The 24,038-nt window shown below is 57.0% G+C and carries 22 protein-coding genes and 2 pseudogenes; 17 read left to right on the forward strand and 7 right to left on the reverse strand.

What is annotated here, in order from left to right; genetic code table 11:
- The 5 genes from JCM12296_RS07550 to JCM12296_RS07570 form a co-directional block, all read left to right on the forward strand.
- Positions 1-306: electron transfer flavoprotein subunit beta/FixA family protein (locus JCM12296_RS07550; RefSeq protein ID WP_422698625.1), on the forward strand; the 306-nt coding region annotated here is incomplete at its 5' end.
- A complete protein-coding gene (locus JCM12296_RS07555; protein ID WP_054691350.1) occupies positions 297-491 on the forward strand; it encodes a hypothetical protein in 195 nt (64 codons plus the stop codon). The genes JCM12296_RS07550 and JCM12296_RS07555, both read left to right, overlap by 10 nt.
- Positions 492-575: 84 nt before the next feature.
- A complete protein-coding gene (locus JCM12296_RS07560) occupies positions 576-2,204 on the forward strand; it encodes an FAD-binding protein (protein ID WP_054691351.1) in 1,629 nt (542 codons plus the stop codon).
- A gap of 90 nt (positions 2,205-2,294) precedes the next feature.
- Positions 2,295-3,434, forward strand: coding sequence for a DNA alkylation repair protein (locus tag JCM12296_RS36075; protein ID WP_083455937.1), 1,140 nt, complete (start codon positions 2,295-2,297; stop codon positions 3,432-3,434).
- 9 nt (positions 3,435-3,443) lie between these two features.
- Entirely contained in the window at positions 3,444-4,157 is a 714-nt protein-coding gene (locus tag JCM12296_RS07570; RefSeq protein ID WP_246804057.1) for a histidinol-phosphatase, read from the forward strand.
- Positions 4,158-4,835: 678 nt separating this feature from the next.
- Here JCM12296_RS07570 and JCM12296_RS37960 read toward each other — a convergent pair.
- Positions 4,836-4,997 carry a hypothetical protein gene (locus JCM12296_RS37960; protein WP_157067442.1) on the reverse strand — a complete coding sequence of 54 codons (162 nt, stop codon included), beginning with the start codon at positions 4,995-4,997 and terminating at the stop codon, positions 4,836-4,838.
- Positions 4,998-5,056: 59 nt separating this feature from the next.
- Between JCM12296_RS37960 and JCM12296_RS07580 the strand changes: the two genes are divergently transcribed.
- Positions 5,057-5,401 carry a hypothetical protein gene (locus tag JCM12296_RS07580; protein ID WP_054691353.1) on the forward strand — a complete coding sequence of 115 codons (345 nt, stop codon included), beginning with the start codon at positions 5,057-5,059 and terminating at the stop codon, positions 5,399-5,401.
- Between the two features lie 186 nt (positions 5,402-5,587).
- Positions 5,588-5,791 (forward strand): cold-shock protein, encoded by a 204-nt coding sequence (locus JCM12296_RS07585; RefSeq protein WP_054691387.1) that lies wholly within the window; start codon positions 5,588-5,590, stop codon positions 5,789-5,791.
- 107 nt (positions 5,792-5,898) lie between these two features.
- Here JCM12296_RS07585 and gdhA read toward each other — a convergent pair.
- The 6 genes and pseudogenes from gdhA to JCM12296_RS07610 form a co-directional block, all read right to left on the reverse strand.
- Positions 5,899-7,247: pseudogene (gdhA, locus tag JCM12296_RS07590) on the reverse strand (NADP-specific glutamate dehydrogenase).
- 34 nt (positions 7,248-7,281) lie between these two features.
- Entirely contained in the window at positions 7,282-9,885 is a 2,604-nt protein-coding gene (locus JCM12296_RS07595; protein WP_246804058.1) for a PEP/pyruvate-binding domain-containing protein, read from the reverse strand.
- A gap of 5 nt (positions 9,886-9,890) precedes the next feature.
- A complete protein-coding gene (locus JCM12296_RS43770; RefSeq protein ID WP_246804059.1) occupies positions 9,891-10,244 on the reverse strand; it encodes a hypothetical protein in 354 nt (117 codons plus the stop codon).
- A 222-nt stretch (positions 10,245-10,466) separates the two neighbouring features.
- Positions 10,467-10,895, reverse strand: coding sequence for a hypothetical protein (locus JCM12296_RS07600; RefSeq protein WP_054691354.1), 429 nt, complete (start codon positions 10,893-10,895; stop codon positions 10,467-10,469).
- Positions 10,896-10,922: 27 nt separating this feature from the next.
- Positions 10,923-12,375, reverse strand: a pseudogene (locus JCM12296_RS50285) (CoA-acylating methylmalonate-semialdehyde dehydrogenase).
- 423 nt (positions 12,376-12,798) lie between these two features.
- The gene (locus tag JCM12296_RS07610) at positions 12,799-14,271 is read right to left on the reverse strand and encodes a hypothetical protein (RefSeq protein WP_054691355.1); all 1,473 of its coding nucleotides are present in this window, start codon (positions 14,269-14,271) and stop codon (positions 12,799-12,801) included.
- Between the two features lie 267 nt (positions 14,272-14,538).
- Here JCM12296_RS07610 and JCM12296_RS07615 point away from each other — a divergent pair, with 267 nt between their 5' ends.
- The 10 genes from JCM12296_RS07615 (at position 14,539) to JCM12296_RS07655 (ending at position 23,920) form a co-directional block, all read left to right on the forward strand.
- The gene (locus JCM12296_RS07615; RefSeq protein ID WP_054691356.1) at positions 14,539-14,826 is read left to right on the forward strand and encodes a hypothetical protein; all 288 of its coding nucleotides are present in this window, start codon (positions 14,539-14,541) and stop codon (positions 14,824-14,826) included.
- A 91-nt stretch (positions 14,827-14,917) separates the two neighbouring features.
- Complete coding sequence (locus JCM12296_RS07620; RefSeq protein WP_054691357.1) at positions 14,918-16,450, forward strand: DUF1254 domain-containing protein; 1,533 nt, start codon at positions 14,918-14,920, stop codon at positions 16,448-16,450.
- A 235-nt stretch (positions 16,451-16,685) separates the two neighbouring features.
- The gene (locus JCM12296_RS07625; RefSeq protein WP_281491955.1) at positions 16,686-17,489 is read left to right on the forward strand and encodes an acid phosphatase; all 804 of its coding nucleotides are present in this window, start codon (positions 16,686-16,688) and stop codon (positions 17,487-17,489) included.
- A gap of 52 nt (positions 17,490-17,541) precedes the next feature.
- The gene (locus tag JCM12296_RS39680) at positions 17,542-18,471 is read left to right on the forward strand and encodes a DUF1254 domain-containing protein (protein WP_172683804.1); all 930 of its coding nucleotides are present in this window, start codon (positions 17,542-17,544) and stop codon (positions 18,469-18,471) included.
- 38 nt (positions 18,472-18,509) lie between these two features.
- On the forward strand, positions 18,510-19,070 hold the full coding sequence (locus tag JCM12296_RS41510) for a DUF1214 domain-containing protein (protein WP_218188004.1): 561 nt from the start codon (positions 18,510-18,512) through the stop codon (positions 19,068-19,070).
- Positions 19,071-19,129: 59 nt separating this feature from the next.
- On the forward strand, positions 19,130-20,599 hold the full coding sequence (locus JCM12296_RS07635) for a DUF1254 domain-containing protein (protein WP_054691358.1): 1,470 nt from the start codon (positions 19,130-19,132) through the stop codon (positions 20,597-20,599).
- A gap of 348 nt (positions 20,600-20,947) precedes the next feature.
- Positions 20,948-21,481: an MBL fold metallo-hydrolase gene (locus JCM12296_RS07640; RefSeq protein WP_054691359.1), complete on the forward strand. Its 534-nt coding sequence runs from the start codon at positions 20,948-20,950 to the stop codon at positions 21,479-21,481.
- Positions 21,454-22,785: an alkyl sulfatase dimerization domain-containing protein gene (locus tag JCM12296_RS07645; RefSeq protein WP_054691360.1), complete on the forward strand. Its 1,332-nt coding sequence runs from the start codon at positions 21,454-21,456 to the stop codon at positions 22,783-22,785. The genes JCM12296_RS07640 and JCM12296_RS07645 overlap by 28 nt, the downstream gene beginning before the upstream one ends.
- Positions 22,786-22,896: 111 nt before the next feature.
- Complete coding sequence (locus tag JCM12296_RS07650) at positions 22,897-23,511, forward strand: transporter family protein (RefSeq protein ID WP_054691361.1); 615 nt, start codon at positions 22,897-22,899, stop codon at positions 23,509-23,511.
- On the forward strand, positions 23,444-23,920 hold the full coding sequence (locus JCM12296_RS07655) for a SphA family protein (RefSeq protein WP_083455939.1): 477 nt from the start codon (positions 23,444-23,446) through the stop codon (positions 23,918-23,920). Before JCM12296_RS07650 ends, JCM12296_RS07655 begins: the two co-directional genes overlap by 68 nt.
- Positions 23,921-24,038 lie beyond the last annotated feature (118 nt).

The following is a 24,038-nucleotide window of genomic DNA, read 5'->3' on the forward strand; positions in this document are numbered from 1 at the left end:
GCCCTTGCCGCCATGGTCAGGCACGTTTCCCCATTTGACCTGTTACTTTTCGGAACCCGCACGGCCGACAGCGATACCGGACAAGTGGGCCCCCAGACGGCCGTTCTGCTTGACATCCCGATGGTGACCGGTGTGACCGGTTTTGACGCCACGGACAGCGCCCTTACCGTCGATCGCCAGATCGATGGTTTCCAGGAACGGTATCAACTCAGCGCACCGGCGGCACTGACCATCCATCCTTCGGCCGCCCAACCGCGCGATCCGGCTTTGGTCGGCTTGGCGCGGCATTCGATACGATGTCCGTAGCGCTCTTGGGCATCGCGGATGTGGGACTTGAGGCAAATCAGGTGGGCGACGCCGGCTCCCCCACGCGGGTGTTATCCATGAAAGCGGTGAAAAAACAGCGCACCTGCCAGTGGATTGAGGGGCCCCCGGCGGATCAGGCGGAAACCCTGGTTCAACAATTGGCCGACAAGGGTTTGATCGGCTAAGGCTGGCGTCAACCCCGGCACGCTTTCACCAGCGTTTCGTCAATACAAAAAGCGTCATTTAACGAAAAGACACACATAACGATCATGACCAACGCAACGACCAACGAAATCTGGGTATTCGGGGACCTGCGCAGCGACGATTTACTGACCCTCAGCATGAAGGTGGTGGTCAAGGCAGCCGAACTGGCCCGCCAGACCGCTGACCGGGTGATTCTGTTTGCCCTGAAAACAACCGCCGAACCGCTGTTAACCCTTGCCGCAGATGAAGCCTGCGCCGTACGCGAGGGCGGCATCGATGCGGAAGCCTTTGCCTGGGGGGCCGATGAGGTCCTGTTTTTCGAAAACGATGCTTTCGCTTCTCCCATGGTGCATCCCTTTACCCATGTTCTCACGCCGCAGATCAAAGAGCGACGCCCCCGCCTGGTGCTCTTTCCCCTGACCGATTTCGGCCGCGACCTGGCCGCGCGCACTGCCGCCGCATGCCGTGCCGGCTTGATGGCGGATTGCATCGCCTTGAAGCAGGCAGAAGATGGGGCGATCGTCGGTCTATGCCCGGCCTGGGGCGGCGAGGTCATGGCTGAAATCACCTACGCCGCCGGTCACGGTACCGGGTTTGCCACCGTCCAACCCCATGGGGCTACCGGGACTTACGATCGGACGCGGTCCGGCCGCACCACACGCATCGGTGTGGACTGCCCGCCGCCGGCGGAAGGCATCCGCCGGATTTCCAGCCAACGCGCCCCGGTCAGTGCCGAGGATCTGGAAAACGCCCGTACCGTGGTGGTTGGCGGTGCCGGTCTGGGGACCATCGAAAATTTCAGCGCCGTTCGTCAACTGGCTGCCGCACTGACCGGTCAGCTCGCCGCAACCCGCCCGCCGGTGCTCAACCATTGGATCGCCGAAGATCGGCTGATCGGCCAAACCGGAAAGACCGTGCGCCCTGACCTGCTGATCTCGGTGGGAACCTCGGGAGCCGTCCAGTACACGGCCGGCATCATGGACGCGGGAACCATCGTCGCCATCAACCGCGATCCGGCCGCGCCGATTTTTCGTATCGCCGACATCGGCGTGGTGGCCGATGCCACCTCTTTCCTGCCCGTGTTGACCACCCAGATCCAGCAGACGGTCATGCGTCGGTTGGCCGATGACATCTGTGTGGACGGGGCAACCCCGACGGAAAAGCGTGGATTCGGCGAAAAGATCAAACACCTTCGCCAGGCGAAAAACTGGACCCGCGAGCAACTGGCCGATGCCACCGGTCAGACCCCGGAGTTCATCACCAGCGTCGAGTCGGGTGACGTTTCGCCACCCGTCGCCTTTCTCTTACGCCTGTCCACGGCCTATGGTGTCGATCCGGGGATGTTTCTGCGCGAGGATGAGAAGGCTCAGATTCGCGACCAGCGCACGCAGGCTTACGTCAATCGGACCCGCAATTACTCCTATCAGACCTTGACCTCGGGCGCGGAACACGACCACCTCAGGGCCTTTATGATCACCATCGAGCCCCATCATGATCACAAACCGGTGGCGTATAAGCACGATGGCGAAGAATTTATTTTTGTCATGGAGGGCAGGCTCCAGTTCACCCTGGGAAGCAAGGTGCACACGCTGAACCAGGGTGAGTCGATCCACTTCCACTCCAATACCCCGCATAAGCTGAAAAGTCTCTCTGCGGAAATCACCCGGTGTCTGGTCATCCTCTACACCCTGTAATCCGCAATATTGGAGGAGACCGCACGGAAGCATTTGCGGCAGAAAGCAGGTTTTCGGATCCGCAATAGCTAAAAACGATGACAGGCGGGCATGGGCGCAGAACAGAAAAGGCCGTTGATCGGTGTCGGCATTATCGTCGTAAGGGACGGTCGCGTGCTGCTGGGCAAGCGCAAGAGCGCCCATGGCGCCGGAACGTGGCAATTTCCCGGCGGTCATCTTGAGTTTGGCGAATCCATCGAGGCGTGTGCGCGGCGTGAACTTTCCGAGGAAACCGGTCTGACGATCTCCCGATGGCGCTTGGGGCCGTTCACCAACGACATTTTCGAGAAAGAGCAGAAGCATTACGTCACCCTTTTCGTCATCGCCGAAACGACCGAAGGAGAGCCCATTGTCAAGGAGCCGCATAAGTGCGAGCGATGGGACTGGTTCCCGTGGTCGGCCATGCCCAAACCCCATTTTCTGCCCATCGTCAATCTTCTCAGGCAAAACTTCAGCATTGCCGAAGTCGATCACCCGGCCGATGGCCTCATTCGTGAAATGGCCACCATGGCCAATGAAGCCAGGGCACGCCAGCTGAGCCGCTTCTTCAAGACCGGTCCGGGAGAGTATGGCGAAGGGGACCGATTTATCGGCATCAAGGTCCCCCAATTGCGCCAGCTGGCAAAAAGACACGCCGGTGCCGGCATGACCGTGATTGAAACCCTGCTGTGCGATCCGGTTCACGAACATCGCCAGCTGGCCCTGTTTCTTCTAATCGGTCGGTTTAAACGGGCGGTGCAACAGGAGCAGTCAGCCATCGTCGACTTCTACCTGGCGCACACCCGTTGGATCAACAGTTGGGATCTGGTGGATTGCTCGGCCCACGTGATCCTGGGTGCATTTCTGCTGCAGCGGGAGCGGTCCGTCCTCTATCGGCTGGCGCGGTCTACCAGCTTGTGGGAACGCCGCATCGCCATCGTGGCGACCTTCCAGTTCATCCGCGCAGGCGAAATCGGTGAGACCCTGCAGTTGGCCGAACGCTTGTTGGCCGATCGGGCGGACCTGATTCACAAGGCCGTTGGCTGGATGCTGCGGGAAGCCGGCAAGCGGAACGAAAAAGCCCTCGTGGCCTTTCTGGAAACCCACGCACCGGAAATGCCGCGGACCATGCTGCGCTATGCCATTGAGCGGTTGCCCGAGCCCCGTCGCCAGGCGTTTTTGGTCCGCAGACCGAAACCGTCATCAAGTTAGGATGCCATAATGAACGTTTCCCCGGTCTCGATCCATGGCGGTCATAGCGGTGAGTTTTGCGGACATGCGCACGATACCCTCGAAGCGGTGATCCAAGCCTATGTGCAAAAGGGCTTTGCCTGGGTCGGCATCACCGAACACATGCCACCGGCATCAGAGCGTTTTGTCTATCCCGAGGAGATCGATGCCGGGCTGGACGTTGATGCCCTGAAAACGCGTTTTGCCGCGTACATGCAAACCTGCCGGCAACTCCGGGACGCGTACCGGGACCGCATCCGGATTTATGTGGGTTTTGAGACCGAAACCTACACGGGAAGCATTGAACTGGCCCGGGAACTCATCACCACCTACGCACCCGATTACGTGGTCGGCTCCATGCACCACGTGGATGACCTGCCCTTTGATTCGAACGAAGACGATTATGCGGCGGCAGCCGCTCACTGCGGTGGTATCGATGGTTTGTATGCCCGCTATTTCGATCAGCAGTACGAGATGATCCAGGCGCTCAATCCGCGGGTGGTGGGCCACTTGGACATTATCCGGATTTTCGATCCGGACTACCGTTCCCGGATGATCAAACCGGTCATCTGGGAGAAAATCATGCGCAACCTGGAATTGATCCAATCCCTTGACCTGATCCTCGATTTCAACCTTCGTCCGCTGACAAAAGGCGCGGATGAGCGTACCTGTGTGCGCCGATCCTCAAAGCGGCCGCCCGGTTAGGGATTGATGTCGTTCCGGGTGACGATTCTCACGGTGTGGATACGATCGGTATCCACATGCAAAGGGCGGTTGATCTTCTCCAACGCGCCGGTTTGGGAACGGACTGGCGGCTCCCCGTCCATACGCCGCGGTAGCGCAAGCGCATCACTGCGATCCTCATTCATCCTCTATAAGATGACCCCGGTCGCCGCCATCCGTATTTTCACGGCCATCCAATGTCTCGCACGCGTCACATTCCTCAATTTTTTTCGGGAAAGCCGGCTGGCACGCTTTCGCCGGTCTCCTCCCTGGCGTCGTTCCGGATGATATCCCGGAGAATGAATCCAGCGCCGATCGATTCCCGTCCGACGGGAACCGCATGTTGACCTGTCGTTATTTTGATTATCGTCCATCGACCACGCTTTCGATCGTTGTCGCTCAATTCGCCGGGCCATCCATCTGGATACCGGGCCGTTCAAAACCTGGTAGACCGGCATTCAGTCGGCATTGGCGTGCGTCAATAAGCATGAAATCGCCCCCCCGCCATCTCACCGGAATCTGCTTTAACATGCCACAAGCAGTCGAGTAAATCAATTTTTAGTGATATTTTGGTAGCTTGACATTTATCCAGGCTTCCATTATGCTCTTTCTCAAAGGCGTTGCATTTTGGGTTTCGTTTGTTCTCACGTAACGTATCGGCTATTTGAAATAAAGCTGCATGATCCTTCTCAGCTCGGCAACGTCCGGCCGATTGCCGGTCTTCCGGCGATTGGGTCGAATAACGGCAAAATCAACCGCACTGCCGTTCAGCGACTGAGGAAGTATGCCAAATGATGAAACGGCAGTGCGTTCTTTCTCCATATATATCGTCTCAGGAGGAAAGGTCTTTTTCACCCCCTTTTACATGGAGGACGCAGGTCATGAAAAAACTAGCCCGAGAGTTGAAAACCATCGCCCGACAGCTTGAAAGCCTCTCCCAAAAGACTGAAAGCATGGCCACGGCATTTGAAGCAGACCCCGCGACTCAAGCCCCGGCGAAAAAAGGGGGGCGTACCCGGGTGGCCAAAACCAAAGCTGCAGGAACAACACCGACCGATCAGGTACTTGCCATCATGAAACGATTTAAGAAGGGAATTACCGTGGAGTCCTTGAGAGGCAAGTCCGGCCTGAACGAGAAACAGATCAGTAATATTGTTCACCGCGCCTGCAAGAAGGGAAAAATGAAACGCATTGGTCGGGGTGTTTACTCTGTGTATGATTCATGATCCGTTCACCGGACGACAGCATCGCCCGGACCGCTGAATATGGTTTTTTTATTGATACATCCTGTTATTGTGTGGTAACCGATCGTCGGGTCGGATAGGTCTTGCGCACAAATGGGGAATACCGCTGTACGGCGGCAGCCAATGTTCGAGACCGGGATTTTCACTTATTTTAAGGAGGCTGCAGAAATGGCTAACGGTGTTGTAAAATGGTTCAGTGACAAAAAGGGGTTTGGTTTCATCGAACAAGAAGGAGGTCAGGGCGACATCTTTGTTCATTTTTCTTCAATCAAAGCCGATGGATTCAAAACACTGGCGGAAGGTGATCGCGTGACCTTCGATGTGGAACAAACCGACCGTGGCCCCGCTGCTGCCAATGTGGTCCGATTGTAATCAATAGATAAAGCCATCTTCAAGAACGCATCCTGATGCAGGATGCCGTTCTTGTTTTTAGGTTGCCGGAAATCAGGCCGTTGTTCCTTGGAAGGGGCTGGTTGAGTTTAAACCACGCCTTGATCCAGCATGGCATCCACCACCTTGACAAAACCGGCGATGTTGGCACCGTTCATGTAATTCCCCGGCGTTCCGTACTGCTCGGCGGCCGCCAGGCAGGTGTGGTGAATGCTCTTCATGATCATCCGCAGGCGGTTGTCCACTTCCTCACGGGTCCACGCAAGACGCATGCTGTTCTGGGTCATTTCCAGCCCCGAGACCGAAACCCCACCGGCATTGGCTGCCTTTCCCGGACCGTAAAGCAACCGGTGCTCGATGAAGATATCGATTCCCGCCGGCACGGTCGGCATATTGGCGCCTTCACAAACCATGATAATGCCATTGTCCACCAAGTGCTTGGCGTCGACGGCGTTGATTTCATTCTGGGTGGCCGACGGAAAAGCACAGTCCGCCTTGTGATTCCAGAGCGGATTGAACTCCTCTGCCGGGTCAACGGGCGTGTAGGCCGCTGTCGGAAACTTCTCGGCAAATTCCTTCACGCGTCCCCGGCGTACGTTTTTGAGGGTCATCAGGAAAGCCAGCTTGTCACGATCAATCCCCTCGGGGTCAAAAATATAGCCCGATGAGTCCGAGCAGGTCACCGGCTTGGCTCCGAGTTCAATCAGTTTTTCGAGGGTATGTTGGGCCACATTACCCGATCCGGAAACCAGGCAGGTTTTGCCTTCCAGGGTCTGACCCTTGGTGGCCAGCATTTCGGCGGCGAAGTACACCGAACCGTAACCCGTGGCCTCGGGACGGATCAGGCTACCCCCCCAGTTGAGACTCTTACCGGTCAACACCCCGGTGAATTCGTTGCGCAGCTTTTTATACATGCCGAAAAGATAGCCGATCTCGCGCGCTCCCACGCCGATGTCGCCGGCCGGCACGTCCGTGTCCGGACCGATGTGGCGGAACAACTCGGCCATGAAACTCTGGCAAAAGCGCATCACTTCCATGTCGCTCTTGCCCTTGGGATTAAAATCGCTGCCGCCCTTGCCGCCCCCCATGGGCAGGGTGGTCAGGGCGTTCTTGAACACCTGCTCGAAGGCCAGGAACTTCAAGATCCCCAGGTTCACCGAGGGATGAAAGCGCAGGCCGCCCTTGTACGGGCCGATGGCGCTGCTCATCTCGATGCGGAATCCGCGGTTGACCTGGATCTGCCCCTGATCGTCCACCCAGGCACCCGGAAGAGAATCACCCGTTCGGGCTCCACCAGGCGCTCCAGGATCTTGGCCGCCCGGTACTCGGGGTTGCGGTCCATCACCGGCTTGATGGAAGCCATTACTTCCATCACCGCCTGGTGGAACTCCCGCTCTCCGGGGTCCTTATCTTTTACGAGCTGCAAAATATCCGACATGTTTTTTTCCTCCCCCATTTTCAGAGTCTTTTGGTTAAACAATAACACACTGCGACCGTCGTCCGTCAACTTTCAGGGTCACCGGATCTTCCAGGCGTACATGGGCAACATAGGTCAGGTCGCTTTGACGCGGCAGCGACGTCAGCCAATCCCAGTCCAGCCGGCCACCGGCATGCGTTGAGACGGTGATGTAATTGATGCCCAGGGTGGTTATGTTGTGAAAAAAATGGGACCCCTGCGACAGCTCGGCGACGAGTTTGTCCGACTCGGTCTCAATCATGGCACCGACACCGGAAATATCGGCCCAGGCCACCGGAATTCCCAGCCATCGGTCCGCCGACCCCCAGCGGCCCGGCCCGATCAGCAGGTATTTGCGTTTTTGGTTGACCAAAGCGGCGTTGAGCCTGGCAATTTCACGCGCGATCAATGCGGTTTTGCCCGGATCGAAGCTTTCCGGCTTGACGAAAAGAATGTCAGCCATGTCCTCCTTGACCGCATTGCCCAACGCCATGGGGGAAAAGCAACGCGACCGCGCAATCTCTTCGGCGGAAATGTCGACCTGTTCCAGTTCGGCGCGGGCGGTCATGGGCCGGATCTGGAGGAAGGCAAACTCGGGAGATGCATCGGGGCCGGGCAAGTTAACCGAGAACTCGATCTCCACCGGGCAGCCCATGCCCTGCTCGCCGAGCTTGAGAAGATCCTGGATGATGCCCGCCAGAGGGAATTCGTTGTATTTAAGAATATGCGCAAATGTCAGGACGCGTATACCCGGGATATGGACCGTATCCCGGATGCGGTGTTCGTCGGGCACATAGGTACTGGCCAAGAGCTGCAAGGGGAGTTCGTCATCGGCCTCGGCCACTTCGCGGTGCCACAGGCAAGCCGCATCATTGGCGGCCAGCGAATGGCATCGGCCCTCCATCTTAAGGGCATAAAAGAAGCGTTGCGCGTTTTCGAGGATATCGTCCACCGTGGAGCGCTGGGGGAGCAGTTGAGGGTGAACCGGTGAAAAGCGCAGGGTTTTCTCGCCTTCCACGACGGTCTTGCCGAGCCCCATGGCGATGGTCACGATCCCCTCCTCGGGTTTCATCCGCGCGAAGGGGTAGTAGTTATAGGACTGGGCCACGCCGGAAATCGCTGGATAAAAGCTGTCGTGATAGCGTGAACCCACCAGTTTCTGGATGATCACCGCCATCTGCTCTTCTTCGGTGCGGTGACCGACCCGTTTGGAGAAAGCCTTGGGTCCCCGATAATAGGTGGATGCATAAACCAGCTTGATGGCATGGATCAGATGCTCGAGTCGGCGCTCCAGATCCGGGCTGTCATTGCTGATCATGTAAGTGCGATAAAGGCCGGCGTAGGCCCTGAACTGGGCGTCTTCCAACAGACTGGAAGAACGGACGGCCAGTGGATAGGTCACCTGGGCCAGGTAGTCACGCAGCTTGGCTTCGATCCAGCCCGGAAATTGACAGTTCACGAAAATCGCGGCAATCTCCTCATCGGGAAGATCCGCCTTGGAGAGGTAGCGCAACTGATTGTCTTCCACGAAGGATTCGAAGCCATCCGTGGTGATCACCAGGGTCTGGGGAACGACAATCTCCACACCCGGATAATGCTCGCCCACCTCGGGATGCTGCCGCAACAAAGCGGTGATGAAGGCCATCCCCCTGGCCTTGCCCCCCAGCGAGCCCTTGCCGATCTTGAAGAATTCGGTATCAAAATCGGCATCGGCCGTATCGAAGTCAGCGACAATACCCTTTTGACGCCGCTTGCGCCGGGCGGCAATCATTTCCACCAGATGGTGACGATGGCTGTTCACATCGGTGAAGTCGCCATCGTTGATCGGCCGGACTTCGGCGGCCAGCGCCATTTCCGTACGGGCAAACAGCCAGCGCGAAAAGTCATTGCGGTTGCAATGGTAGCGGAAAGCGGCCTCTGGGATGGTGAGCAGATGCTGCTCCAGCGCCTTGAGGTTGGAAGCGCGCCCGATCTCCACGCCATCGGGCATGCGAAAAACGAAATCGCCGAATCCCAGATAGGTTTTGAAAAAAAGACGCACGTCCTGGTGCAGGGTATCGGAATTCTTGTCCACGAAGGCCGCCGGCAGCAATGCCGCCTTGGTGGCGTTGGCCGATTCCGAGCTGGTCAACAGCAGGGGGATATCGAAACGCCGGGCCTTGACATGGCGGAGGAAATACACGCCGGCAGATTCATCGAGTTGGCCGCCCCGTGAGAAGCGCACATCCGAAATGACGCCGAGAACAAAGGATTCGTAGCGTTCGTAAAGGGCGACGGCCTCTTCGTAGTCGCTGGCGACCAGAATCTTGGGTCGCGCCCGCATGGTGACCAGACGATGCTCTTCATTCAGGGTCCCCTCCATCACCGCCTGGGTCTGAAAGACCAGTTCGCGATATAGAATCGGCAGGAGGGAGGAAAGGTAATAGGGTGAATCCTCAACAAAGAGAATGACCCGCACGCCGAGCGATGCGGTATCCGCCTCCACGTTCATGCGGTCCTCGACGCTCTTGATCAGGGCGACGAGGATATCGGTGTTGCCGGACCAGATAAAGGTCCGGTCGATGCCCGGCGCGTTTTGCGGCTCGATCACCTCCGGCGAAGGAATCGCATCATGGGCCAACAGAATCACCGGCAGCCCGGGGACTTTTTTTTGATTTTGTGCCCCAGCGCGGCGGCGCCCATATCGGCCAGGCGCGGCATGGTGACAACCATATCGAAAGGTTTGGCGTCCAGCGCCGACAGGGCTTCTTCAGCGGATGAGACCCAAGTCAGGCGCGGGGGCTGGCTGAGGTTCAGGCCGCGGTACTCATTGACGATCCGCTCGGATAACCGGCAGTCGTCCTCCATGATCCAGGCGTCGTAAGGTGTCGAAACCAGAAGAATATCACGCACCTTGCAGGCCATCAGTTCATGAAACTGCTTGAACCGATAATCGGACTCGCGACAACCGGATTCCCTAGGATAAGGTTTGTTCGTCACGGCCATGAATCCACGATCTTTCTTCCTTGGATGAGCAAAGCGGTGTTCCCCTGCCCTTGTCAGCGGTTCCGGCATGAAGCAACAAAGGCGTTTGGCGCTGCCCCCTTGTATCGCCAAGCCATGGATCCGATCCCTCAGGCGTGTTGATCATAACCAAAATCACGGCAAAAGGAAACCGTGGGATTCGCTTGCCCGGCCCCCGGATCCGATATTCGCTTCAGGTCACTGGGAATTCAATTGCGCCAGACGTCGGCCTCTTTTCTTGGCCAACGATGTCAGCGCCCGGGAGACTTCCGGCAGCGCACGGATTTTCTCGGCGGCATCTGTGTAATAGCGGATGGCACGCGCCTCGCGGGAAAGCGCCGCCGGCAGAATGGCCGTCGGATCCATATGGACGGCATCGGCGGTTGGAACCTGATAACGGGTACGCTCGAAATCTTGAATCGGCTCGAGGATCATCTCGGTGACATTCTCCCGACGCGTGCGTTGAACCAAGGATACATTTTTCTTATTTTCCTTGGCCAGCGTCGTGTAAAGCGCTTTTCGGGGAGCGTCGGGCACCGCAGCGGCGGCGGCCTCGTAGAAAGTCATGTCCGTTTGCTCCAGCGTTTCGGCAAAGTTCAAGATGGCACCAAAATTGGTCAGGGGCATCACATCCTCCGATCGTTGGGTCGATTGCTAATACCACCGTTCAATGACCACTTTCATGTCCGTATAGAAGAGAAACGCTTCCTGGCCATGGCCCTTGATATCGCCGAACATGGAGTTGCCGGCACCACCAAAGGGGAAAAAACTCATGGGTGCGGCAATGCCGATGTTGACCCCGATCATGGTCGGTTTGACGCGATATTTGAATTCCCGGGCAGCCGCGCCGCTGGTGGTATAGATGCAGGCCGCATTGGCAAAACCGCGGGTATTGACCAACTCCACCACCGCATTCATGTCGGGTGCGCGGACAATGCTCACCACCGGTCCGAAAATCTCCTCGCGAGCGAGGGTCATCGCCGGCGTGACATTGTCGAAGATCGTCGGCCCGACGAAGAATCCCTCGGGATAACCGTCCACCTTGGCGTCGCGACCGTCCAGGACCAAATCGGCGCCTTCGGCGATCCCTTTTTCGATATATCCCAGAACCCGCTGGCGGTGGGCGGCGCTGATCAGCGGCCCCATGAAAGTCTGCTCGTCGAGTCCGTCACCCACGCTCACCGTCCGGGCACCGGCGACAAAGCGTTCGACCACCCCATCGGCCGCATCGCCCACGGGAACGAGAACCGAACCGGAAAGACAGCGCTGGCCGGTACAGCCAAAAAAGGAGGTCAGCAGGGAGGGCATGCCCTGGTCAAGGTCGGCATCGGGCATGACGGCAACAATGTTCTTCGCGCCGCCCAAGGCCTGGACCCGTTTCCCAGTGGCACCGCAGCGCTGGTAGATGTGGCGTGCCGTGGGTGTCGATCCGACGAAGCTGATGCCCTGGATGCCGGGATGATCCAGCATGGCGTTGACCACGTCCCTTGATCCGTGAACCATGTTGATCACCTTCGGGAAAACCGACCTCATCGACGATCTCCATGATCTTCGTCTGGGTCATGGGGACCTGTTCCGAGGGTTTGAACACAAAGGTATTCCCGGTCACCACGGCATAGGGCAGAAACCACCAGGGCACCATGGCCGGAAAGTTGTACGGCGCGATGCAGCCGAACACGCCCATGGGCTGGCGATGGCCATAGCAATCGATGTTCTTGGCGATATCCTCCAGGGTGTAGCCACACATCAAGGTGGTCACGCCGGTGGCATGCTCCACGTTTTCGATCATGCGCCGCACTTCGCCGCGCGCCTCGTCGATGGCCTTGCCGTGTTCGGTGGTGAGGGTTTCGGCGATCTCCTCGAAGTTCTCCTCGAAGGCGTCCTTCAAGCGGAAGAGATAGCGCGCCCGGGTCAACGGCGGGGTTTCGCGCCAAATGGGGAATACGGCCAGGGCGGCCTGAACCGCGCGGTCCACATCCGCCGCGGTACCGTAGGCCACACGGGCGATCTTCTCTCCCTTGGCCGGATTGAAGACATCCCCCCAGGTGGTGGCATCGGATTCCACCCATTCGCCGTCTATGTAGTTTCTCATCAAGGGTAAGGTCATCGTTGGTCAACTCCTTTGCTGATATCAGGTTGCCGGAAAAAAATAATTCCTCCATTCTGCTTGTCTTTGCGCCCGTCTACCGTGTTGCCGCCCCCCGCACATATTCCCTGATATGCACGGGGGGGGGGCGGCGCCTTGTAGACGACTTCAAATCCGGTGCGATCTGGGGGAATTATTTATTTTCGGCAACCTTATCCGTTCGTTCTTCTTTACAGGCAGATTTCCCCAACCTATGCCTGCAGACAGTTCTCCCAGGGTTCTGGTCCCAGGCCCGAACTGTTTGGAAGCAGAGTCACAGGCTGTCATTTTATCCAAAAGCCCTTTTCCCGGAAAGAACTGGCAATCAAGGTTAAAGAGGTTCTCGATGGGTAGATTCTTTTTCAGATTCCTGATTTTTGAAGCCGCCGGAAAGCCTCCTGAGGTTCAATTTCCCTCGACATCGATACCCACACGGCTCAACCCAACCAACATTCGCTCGACAATCTCATCGAATTTGATGAAGTGACGAATCAAAAAATTGCCCCGCTGGGCAAAGTCGGGTTTGCGTGTGAGCAATCCATCGGCGACCTGACAGCCCTCCGGAATACGGCCCAAATGGCCAAGGGTCGCGGCTTTCATGACATGCTCCCAGAACAGATTGGGGGTCTTGAAGTTCAACGTTTCCAGATAGGCCTGTCTGTAATCCAGCCGGCGGAACATATCCAGCCACAAGGCATGGTGGACAATGGGATTGTAGTAGGGATTGATATCGATGGCTTTTCTGATCAGGGCGGGGCCTCGCTGCCAATCCCCGAGAAGCGTTAACAAATAGCCGATGCCGTCAAGGAAGATTAACGAATCCGGATTCAAGGCCAGGGCTCGATCGGCTTCAACCCTGGCGGCCGAGATTTCATTGGCAAGCATCAGGGCGAACGACAAGGCCCCTCGGGTCCGTTGGTTGCCGGGGTCGAGTTTGGCACCGGTCTGGGCGAATCCCACTGCTTCATCGATGGGCGTATCCACTGCAAACAACTCGGTGCCGTAATTGATCGCATACAAACGCGCCATCAGGCTCCAGACCAACCCGCAATCAGGTTCGCTTTTCGAAGCCTGCTGGAGCGCCCGCATGGCATCGAGAAATGCCTGGTGGGTGTACTGGGCGTTGAATTCATGATACCGCAGCATGGCTTCGTAGGTGGTCAGTTGCCTGGGGGGGGTGTGTTTCGATTCGACGGACAGTTGTTTGGCGATGATTCCGTATTCGGCGCAGCTCTTGCCGGCCACCGTCCTGGCAACCTCTTCCGCGAAAATCATCAGGTGGGCGGGATTCAACGCTGCGCGGTAGGTGTCGGCCCAAATTTGCATCCCTGTTGACAGGTCTGTCAGAATGACGCTCGCCTTGAGGTTCGACAGATCGGTATTGATGCTCCCACTCAAGACGAACCGTGCCCCCTTGTCCGTAGCACGCCGTTTTCTTTTCTCCGGAAACTGCAAAATGACGCGAATTTCCTGATAGCATGTGATTTCCGAGGCAATTTCGGAAGCGATGGCGGCTCCCACATGCTCAAGTTCCGGATTACCGGTCAGATTGACAAGGGGTTGGACCGCCAGGCTCGGCCAGGTTATCTCAAAACACGTCCTGGCATGGTGGTCATCGTGAGGGAGCGCCGTTTCCGTTTCGGTGCAGCGTTGCTGGAACGTCGGAACGTAGGTGCCTTTCGGGATGTCGATGCGGAGGGGATCGTTTCGTCCGGCCACCAGGTAATAGCGTTCAAGGGCCCGTCGGAGCTTGTTGGCCTGAATGCTCACGACAGGATCGGTCGCCTGATCGAAATCCTCCCGCCGACCGAATACTTCTGTGGCGACAGCGTATCCCTTGATCTGGTCTTCCTTTCCGGCCAGTGCTTTTGCGACCACATATTCCAGAAATGCGCGTTGGGAATCCGTGGCGTTGAACTCCGATGAGCCAGAATCCGTGACATTTGCTCTTGAACTGCCGACGGTGAGAACTTGGAGCCATCCACCGGGGCCGCTGCCGGATGGAGTGATCCGTTATTGGCCATGATTCCGGCTTGTCCTTTTTTCTATTGCTATATAATGGCGTGGAAAAAACGAAACCTAATTTATCCTATAATAGGTAGTCAACGGTAAATATTAATATTACACACCTGACCGGGGAGATCAATGCAATATGTCTTCAATGGAATGTCGGGAGAGACCATGTCGGTGATCCACCCAGGCCTGTTCTTGATCATGCAGCAATTCCCATCCGCAAAGGATTCTTTGCGACGATTGTATCGGAGCAGCGCATCCTTTCAAACCCTTTGCGATGACTATCAGAGTTGCACCAACGCAATCGCGCACTGGACGCGATCCCAACAAGAACAGGCGCTGGAAAGGCGCCGTGAGTACCAGGAGCTGAAGCGAAGCCTGGAATGTGAGATCGAGGAGCGGATCAGCGAGACGTGGTAATGGCGGTTTTCACTGATCGGCAGCCCAACCGCCGGGTGGACGTCGCCGTGGTCTTCTGAAATCGAACCCATTACCCTTTAGGAGGGAAATCATGCACTGGCCCCTTACCGTCAGGCTCTCCATTTTCCTGATCCTCTTAATGTTTGGTGGTGAATTTGCCGAGGCCGCCGCCCTTCCCAAAATGCGCATGGCCACGGACATTCCGGAATCGATCATCGTGCCGGACAGAATCGACACCCGTATCGGTCCGCTCGAGTTCTTTGACGGTTTTCCCAAGGCGGAAACCGTAAGAAGGGCTTACGATTTTCTGGATTTCCAGCGTGGCGTGGATGTGTTCCTGGATGAGATGCGCGCCGCCTCCATGGTGGCCTTGCGAGAGGGCCACCGGCAACTGGGCATCATGGACTCCCACCAGGTGGCGGTGTTCGAGAACCTCATGGATTCCAAATCCCTGTGGCTCACGGCCAACTCGGAGACCGTCTATGCCAGTACCTTCATCGATCTCAAGAAAAAGGGTCCCACGGTTATCGAATCGCCGCCCAACGTCCTGGGCATCCTGGATGACATGTGGATGCGTTACGTGGGCGACATCGGCAACGCCGGCCCGGACAAGGGCAAGGGTGGCCGGTTCGTCATCCTGCCGCCCGGCCATGACGGCGACGTACCAAAGGGGGTTCACGTTTTCCGCTCCAAAACCTACGGGGTGTGGTTCCTTCTGCGTGGCTTCCTGGTCGATGGGGATACCGGCCCGGCGGTGGCCAGTATTAAAAAGCAGTTGCGTATTTACCCCCTGGCCCAGGCAGACAGCCCGCCGGCCATGGAGTTCAAGAATGTTTCCGGAAAAGTCCACAACACCATCCATGCCAATGATTTTCATTTTTTCGAGGAATTGAACAGCCTGATTCAAGAGGAGCATGCGCAGGCCATCGACCCGGAGGTCCGCGGTCGCCTGGCCTTGCTCGGTATCGTCAAGGGCCAGCCCTTCAATCCCGATCCGCACATGCGCAAAATCCTTGAGGAGGCAGCCTGGGTGGGGGCGGCCATCGCGCGATCCGTCAGTTTCGCCTCCCGCGACGATTCCATCTACCTCTATCCGGAGACGGACCGAACCTGGTTCAACCCCTTTACCATCGGCAACCACGAGTTCATGACCGAGGACGGCTGGCTCAACCGCGATGCCCGCACCCAGTTCATGTACAACGCCATCGGCATCACCCCGGCCATGGCCGTGGCCATGCCCGGCATCGGTTCCCAATATGCCGCCGCCTGCCGTGACGCCGACGGCGAGTATCTGGATGGTTCAAAAACCTATAAACTCAGGCTGCCTCCCCATGTGCCGGCCAAGGACTTTTGGTCCATCGTGCTCTACGACGCGCAGACCCGCTCCATGCTGCAGACCGACCAGCCGTTCCCGAGCCTGAACAGCCAGAGTGGAGAGGTTGAAATGAATACGGACGGTTCAACCGACATCTATTTCGGTCCTGAGGCGCCGGCAGGCAAAGAGAACAACTGGGTGCAGACGGTTTCCGGTAAGGGCTTCTGGCTTATCCTTCGGTTGTACGGTCCTTTGGAACCCTGGTTCGACAAGACCTGGCGGCCGGGGAAAATCGAAATGCTCAAGTAAGACTGGCGGAAAGAAATAATTCCACCATCCTGCTTGTCTTTGTGCGCGTCTACCGCGTTGCCGCCACAGGTACATATTCCCGATAATGCGATTCTACTGGTCCAAGGCGGAAGCTTTGGACGGGACCTGGAAGCTGCCGCCGCTGACGCGGGTGGAATAGAACATTCAACCACAACAAGGGAGTTTTTCTGTCATGTTTATCCGTGTCGATTTAGTGAGAAAAGGACCGATGTTTTTGACGCTTCTATGCTTGGGGCTGTTGATGGGTTGTGCCGGCCTTCAAAAGCAGGTTCCGGACCCTGTGCCGGAGATCATGCCCGGCATCCTGACGGGTTATTTAAGTGAGGATGCACAGCTCAACAGTCTGAAAATCGTTCCGCCGCCTCCGGCTGAAGGTTCGGCAGCCCTTGCCCTGGATGAAGAGATCAGCCGAAAGGGGCTCGCCCTTCGCGATACGTTGCGCTGGGATATGGCCACCAAAGACGCTGAAGTGTTATTTCCGGGAACGGCCGGCACCTTCGAATGCGCCCTGGGCATCCCGGTCACAGAGAGCGACACGCCGTTCCTTTACATGCTGTTGCGCCGCACCCTGGCCGATGCCGGGCTCTCGAGCTCCGCTGCCAAGAAAAAATATAAGCGCCCACGCCCGTTCATGGTGAATCAGCAGCCCACCTGCACGCCGGATGACGAGGATTACTTGAAAAAGGACGGCTCATATCCTTCCGGACATACGACCTACGGCTGGGCCTGGGCCCTGATCCTCGCGGAGATTGCGCCGGATCGGGCAGAGGCCATTCTCGCCCGGGGCCGGGCTTATGGTGAAAGCCGCATCATCTGCAACGCTCATTGGAACAGCGACGTTGCCGAAGGGCGAACCATGGGCGCCGCCGTTGTGGCCCGGCTGCATACCGATCAAAAATTCCTCGCGGACCTGGAAATGGCCAAGAAAGAATATTCGCAAGCTCGGGCAAAAGGCCTCCAGCCATCCGGGGATTGCCAGGCGGAGGCCGACGCACTGGCCGGTGGGAGTTTGAGGTGAGCGTGTTTTTGTTAACAATGGATCTATTCACTAATAAAAAGGAAATTGACCTGTGAATAATTTAAAAAAAATGAGTAAAGGATTTCTCGTTGCCTGCATGGTCACCCTTTTTCTGTCAGGCATTGTCCGCGCGCAAGAAATCCCAAAAGGCTATAACACGCCCATCCCACCTTCCATCATGACACCGGACGAGGTGAAAACCCGCATTGGAACGCTTGAATTCTTTGACGGTGTCCCGTCCAAGGAAACAGCAGCATTGGCTCTTGAAAACCTGACTTTTCTTCGCGGTGTGGAGGTATTTCTCAACGGTGTGCCCATGGCATCCATCCATGCACTGGTGCAAGGGTATAAAAGCATCGGGGTCACGGAAGCCCACCACATGATCGTGACCGATAAGTTGATGGACTCGAATCCACTCTTTCTTACCGCCAACACGGATACGGTTTACGCCTTCAGTTCTTTCGATCTGGAAAAAACCGGACCATTGGTGATTGAAGTGCCGCCGGGTACCGGTCCGGGAACCGTCAATGATGCCTATTTCCGTTTTGTGGTGGATATGGGAATGCCGGGTCCGGACCGGGGCAAGGGCGGCAAGTACCTGATTCTGCCTCCGGGCTACCAGGGAGAGGAACCTGAAGGTTACTTTGTTGCCAGATCGCCGAGCTACATCAATCTGTTCGTTCTCAGGGGCTTTCTTGTGGACGGCAAACCGGATGCGGCCGCCAAAATGTTTTCCGAGCAGGTGCACGTCTACCCGCTGTCCCAAAAAGACAACCCGCCCAAGATGGTCATCACCTCCGGCTCGGGTATTTCATACAATACCATCCACGCCAATGACTTCACCTTTTATGAAGAAATTAACGACGTGCTGCAGAAAGAGCCCATTGATTTTATCGACCCGGAGCTACGCGGCTATTCGCCAGTATCGGCCTGCAAAAGGGCAAGGAATTCAAGCCGAGTCCCGAACTCAAAAAGATTCTGATCGATGCGGTGGCGGTTGCCAATGCCACGGCACGATCCTTGATTTTTTATACCCCCCAGGAGGAGGCATACCTGTATGAAAACAGTTACTGGAAGGTCGGCTTTATCGGTGGCAACCATGAGTGGTTGAAAGATGACGGGGCCGGCGGGCGCTACCTGGATGCACGCACCCTGTTCTTCTACGGCGCAACCGTGAACACCCCTGCCATGGTGCTTAAAATGGTCGGTCTGGGTTCACAATACGCCATGATCACCCAGGACAGTAAGGGCAATGTCTTGGATGGCGGCAAAACCTATAAGTTAAATATCCCCGCCAACGTGCCGGCCAAGGATTTCTGGTCGGTTGTGATTTACGACCCCCAAACGCGATCCGAGTTGCAAACATCCAACCCATTTCCGAGCAAAAACAGCGAGGCCGACAAGATGGTCGCCAATGCCGATGGGTCCATCGATCTCTATTTCGGGCCTGAAGCACCAAAAGGAAAAGAAAACAATTGGATAGAAACGGTGCCCGAAAAGTCCTGGTTTCCGATTCTTCGTCTTTACGGCCCCCTGGAGCCTGGTTTGACAAGAGCTGGAGGCCTGGTGAGGTCGAGTTGATCCAATAGTTGCTGTACCCTGTGCTCGGTCAATGAACATGGACACAAAGGGGAATCAAAATGAGAAAAAAGACGATTATGACAATAGCGATTTGCCTGTTATCGACGGCTGCCGCTACCGGTTGGGCGGAGACGACAATAAAAACCAGAATCGGGAAACTCGCTTTTACCAGCGGCTATCCCACGGAAAAAACGGCGCAGCAACTTTACGACGAACTTGATTTCCAACGTGCCGTGCAGGCCTATCTCTGGGCCTTGCCCATGGCCTCCTACGGGGCCATGGCCGACGAGCACATCCGAGTGGGCTGCGGCAGCAGCGCGGTTCTCATCGCGGACGAGCTCGCGGAACAGCAACATCTGGTTCTTACCGCCAACCAGGATACACCTTACATGTCAGGCGTCCTGGATCTGCGCAATGGCCCCATGGTGATGGAGGTGCCAGCCGGACTTCTGGGAACCCTGAACAATATCTGGCAACAGCCCCTGTGCGATCTGGGCGGCCCCTTTTCCCCGGAACAGAACCGCGGCGGACGGTTTCTGATCCTGCCACCCGGCTATGACGAGCCCTTGCCCGCGTTCCATCATCATGTCGTGGCGTCGGATTCGAACATCGTGGTGTTCTACCTTAGGGGCATACCGATGACCCGCGACGATCTTCCCAAACTGGTCGAGCACATTAAGACCTACCGGCAGTACAAGCTGTCAGAGGCCAAGGAGCCGCCGCCGACCAAGTTCATTTCCCTTACCGGAAAAGAAGCCAACCTGCTGACCCACGAGGGCTTCGAGTACTTCAAACGACTGGCGCGTTACATCGATGAAAATCCGCCCCGCTCCCAGGACATGGCCATGCTCGGCATGCTGGAAACCCTGGGCATTGCCCATGGCAGGCCTTTCGAGCCGGATGCGCGCATGCAGAACATCCTCACCCAAGCCGCCGAAGTAGGGCGGGCCATGGCCAAGACCCTGGCCTGGCAACCGCGCATACCGGAAAAGGTCCTCTACGCCTATCCCGGAAAACGGCAGTGGAAAAACATATTCTTCGGCGATCCGATCTTTCATACAGCGGATTACATGGCCATCGACCAACGCAGCAAATACGCCTTCGAGGCCATCGGCACGGCAAAATCCATGGTGGTCGCGGTGCCGGGATTGGGTTCCCAGTATATCGGCCTTTACAAAGACGCCGATGGCAAATGGCTGAGCGGCGAGCATACCTACAAGATCCATCTTCCCAAAGATGTTCCTGCCGCCTGGTTCTGGTCCCTCACCGCCTATGACAACGAGACCCGGTCCCTGATTCAAAATGACCTTGGTCGCCCGCTGGTGGGTTCGGTACATGGCGCCAAAGCGAACGATGACGGCTCCTTTGACGCCTATTTCGGGCCTAAGCTTCCCGATGGCGTTGCCGAGGCAAACTGGGTGCAGACCCGTCCGAATGCAGGCTGCTTTATCTATCTGCGGCTGTACGGCCCGGAGCAATCCTATTTCGACAAGACCTGGATTCCTGGCGATGCGGAGAGAGTGAAATGACCAAATAGGGAGATCTCTCCCTCCGGTTTTCCGTAAGACCCAACGAGAACGGATCGGTCACAATCCATTTCGGCGGGGGCCCCAAAAGCGTGAACGACCTGCCGATGACCGAAGGGTGGAACGATGCCGTGCGGATGTGCCCGCCGCGCAAGGAAATCCTTGATGGCTCCTGGACGTTCCCGCGCATCGAGCCCGTTAAATAATCACGGTTCTTCCTTCTTAAATCAAAGGAGAAGAAATGCGTCTTCGCGGCAAGACCATGAAAATCAACGGTCTCAACCTGAACGTTCTCATCGAAGGAGAAGGTGAACCCGTACTCCTCCATTTTAAGTCAAAAAAGAGGTAGTCATGCTTAAGCATATCGGAACAGTGTTGCTGGGCTTGGGTCTGCTCGTTTTTTCAAGTACCACCGATGCCAAACAAGAAGAGCGCGTACCCTCTTCCCGCTATATGGGCGGTCCGGCGGAATTGGTGACGGCGCCAAACGGTGCGATCACCAATTCCGAAGCCCTGCAGAAACTACCTGGAATCATGTATCTGAAGCCCACCACCCAAAAGGTGGCCGAAGGGGTCTGGTGCATCGGCGGGTATTCGGTGGCCAACACGTCGGTCATCGAGGCCGAGGACGGTTTGATCGTTTACGACACGGGCGACAACGATGAAGAGGCCCGCCACATCCGCGCGGCCATCGAGAAGATCAGCGACAAGCCCATCAAGGTGATTATCTACAGCCACTCCCATTATGCCCTGGGTGCCGGTGCCCTGGTGGACAACCCCGAGGATGTCATGGTGATCGGCCACCCCACGCTGAACGACACCGTGCAGGCCAATCTGAGGGGCGGCGGGCCCCATCGGTGTATGGTGAAATCGGCCCTGTCCTGACCGCCAGGGCCGTGGTCCAGATGAATAATTTTCTGCCGGAGGAGGGACCGGATGCCCGGTTGGGCGGCGTGATCCCCTTCGGTTTGCCCACCAGCCATCTGCCGGCAACGGTGACGCCGGAACATGGGGAAACCATGGATGTACTGGGCATCAAGATGCAGTTTTTCACCAAGTATATCTCCGATGATCACAACCTGACGGTCTGGATTCCGGAAAAGGGTATTGTCCTGAATAACTTCTTCTGGCCGGGAACCCCGAATCTCTACACCTTGCGCGGCGGCGTGTACCGGGATCCCCGGACCTGGCGCGACGGTCTGGCCATGATGCGGGACCTGCAGCCGACCATTCTCCTGAACACCCACGCGCGTGCCGTGGTCGGCAAGGAGGAGGTGCTGAAACGGCTCAACGGCTACATGGACAAGATCACCTTGACCTTCGACCAAACACTGCGCGGCATACTGGGCGGTCGGGGGCCTGACGAGATATCCCATGAGATATACTACCCGCCCCACCTGAATGAAATTCTTGAAAACGCCGAAGTCTATGGCGAAAGCGCTCATTTTCCGGCCGCGGTCTACCAGTATGCCATCGGTTGGTTCGATAACGACGTCACCAAGCTGTTCAAGATTCACCCCAAGGAAGAAGCCAGGCGCATGGTCGCCCTCATGGGCGGCCGTGACAACGTCATTTCCGCCGCTAAAAAAGCCCTGGAGCAGAAGGAATACGCCTGGGCCGCCCAGGTCATTCAATACGCCTACAGGCTGGATCCCATGGATAAGGACGTGCGCCAGTTAAAGGCAGACATCCTGCGCAAACTCGGCCAGCTCACCACCGGGTCCATCCCCCGGGCGTTTCTGCTCTCCGAGGCCCGTGCTTTGGAGGGAGACGTAACGATTCCGCGCCTGATTCCCCCTGCGCCTGAAAATATCGCTGGATCGCCCACGACCTTTGTGGATTTCTTCCGGGTGCGTATCGACCCCAAAAAGAGTCAGGACACGGATCAGGTATTGGAATTCGTCTTTACCGATGCGGGCAAGCCGGCCGTGGGACTGCACGTGCGCCGGGGGATTGCGGAGTATATCCCCGTCCCGGCGGATTACTACCGCGAGGCGGATTTCGTGGTGAAGCTGGATTCCGGAACCTGGGCAACGCTTTATCTCAGCTCGCTGGACCTGGGAGAAGCCATCGACTCGAAAGCGGTTGAATTGGAAAAAGGAAAAAAGATGAACTTATCAAGGTTTTTGAGATGTTTGACCGTTTTCAACCGGCAAAAAATGTCACCGTTCCGGCGCTGGATAACATGAGCCATATGGTTAGATAGTGTCCATTCAGAAATGTCCAATTTGCCCGAGATCGGGTTTTTTACGGATCCGTGAAGATCGACGTCATTCTTTTAATCATGAGAGGAGCCCGAGGTGAAACGTAATTTTTGGTTTTTGGCCGTCTTGATTTGCTTGATCGCATGGGCCGTCTTGTTTCCGGCGGGGGCGGCCCATGCGGTAGAGGGCGGGTCCGGGGTTTACGCGCTGGGGCTTGTGGGCCCCCAGGCGGGCATCATGCCCGAGCCGGGCACTTATGTCGGCTACAATCTATACTATTACAAGGGTGACACCACGACCCCTGTTTCCGCCTCGGGTAAGGTCCAAATCCCCGGCACCGGCTTCGAGCTTCCCGCGCAGTTGACCGGAAGTGTTGACACGGAGGCCGAGTCCTACGCCCATATCGTCACGCTGACCTACGTCTTCGATGCGGACATTCTAGGCGGGCGGCCCGGTGTGAGCGTGTGGTTGCCCTATGTCGACTCGGATCTCACGTTGCGTGGCAGCGGGGTCTTGTCGTTGACCGGACCCTTGGGCGGCACCTACGACATCCCTTTCGGCGGACGTGCCGACGCCAGTGAGACGGACATCGGCGATACGACCTTCATCGGCATGCTGCTGGCACGCCGGATTTCTACACTATATGACCACGCTCAACGTGTACGCCCCGACCGGCGACTACGACAAGAATCGTTTGATCAATGCGGGTAGGAACCATTGGGCGATAGAACCCATGCTGTCGGTGACGTATCTGAATGAAGATGTCGGGCTGGAACTTTCCGGTGCGGCAGGCATCACCTTCAATTTCGAGAACACGGACACGGACTACGAATCAGGGGATGAGTTTCATCTCGACCTCGCGGTGATCCAGCATTTGTCGGAGAACTTCCACCTTGGTTTCGTTGGTTATGCATATCAGCAACTCAGCGGAGACAGCGGCCGGGGCGCCCCCGAGGACTTCAAGGGGCGGGTGTACGCTTGGGGGCCGACGGTCGGCGGGATGATCTCGCTGGGGGATACATCCAACCTCTACCTCAAGGCGCGTTATTACAATGAGTTCGATGCCAAAAACCGCCTCGAGGGCGACGTGTGGCTTTTTACCGCGACGGTGAATTTCTAACGCCAGGCAGGTCGGGAAGAATCACGCATGGTGCGGATGAGAAGCATGCAGAAGATAAGTCGGGTATTTGGTGTTATTGCTTGTGGTCGTTTCCGGCGGCGCCAAGACGGCCGACAGC

This window comes from Desulfosarcina cetonica JCM 12296 (assembly GCF_001311845.1).
In the GTDB taxonomy this organism is placed as follows: Bacteria; Desulfobacterota; Desulfobacteria; order Desulfobacterales; family Desulfosarcinaceae; genus Desulfosarcina; species Desulfosarcina cetonica.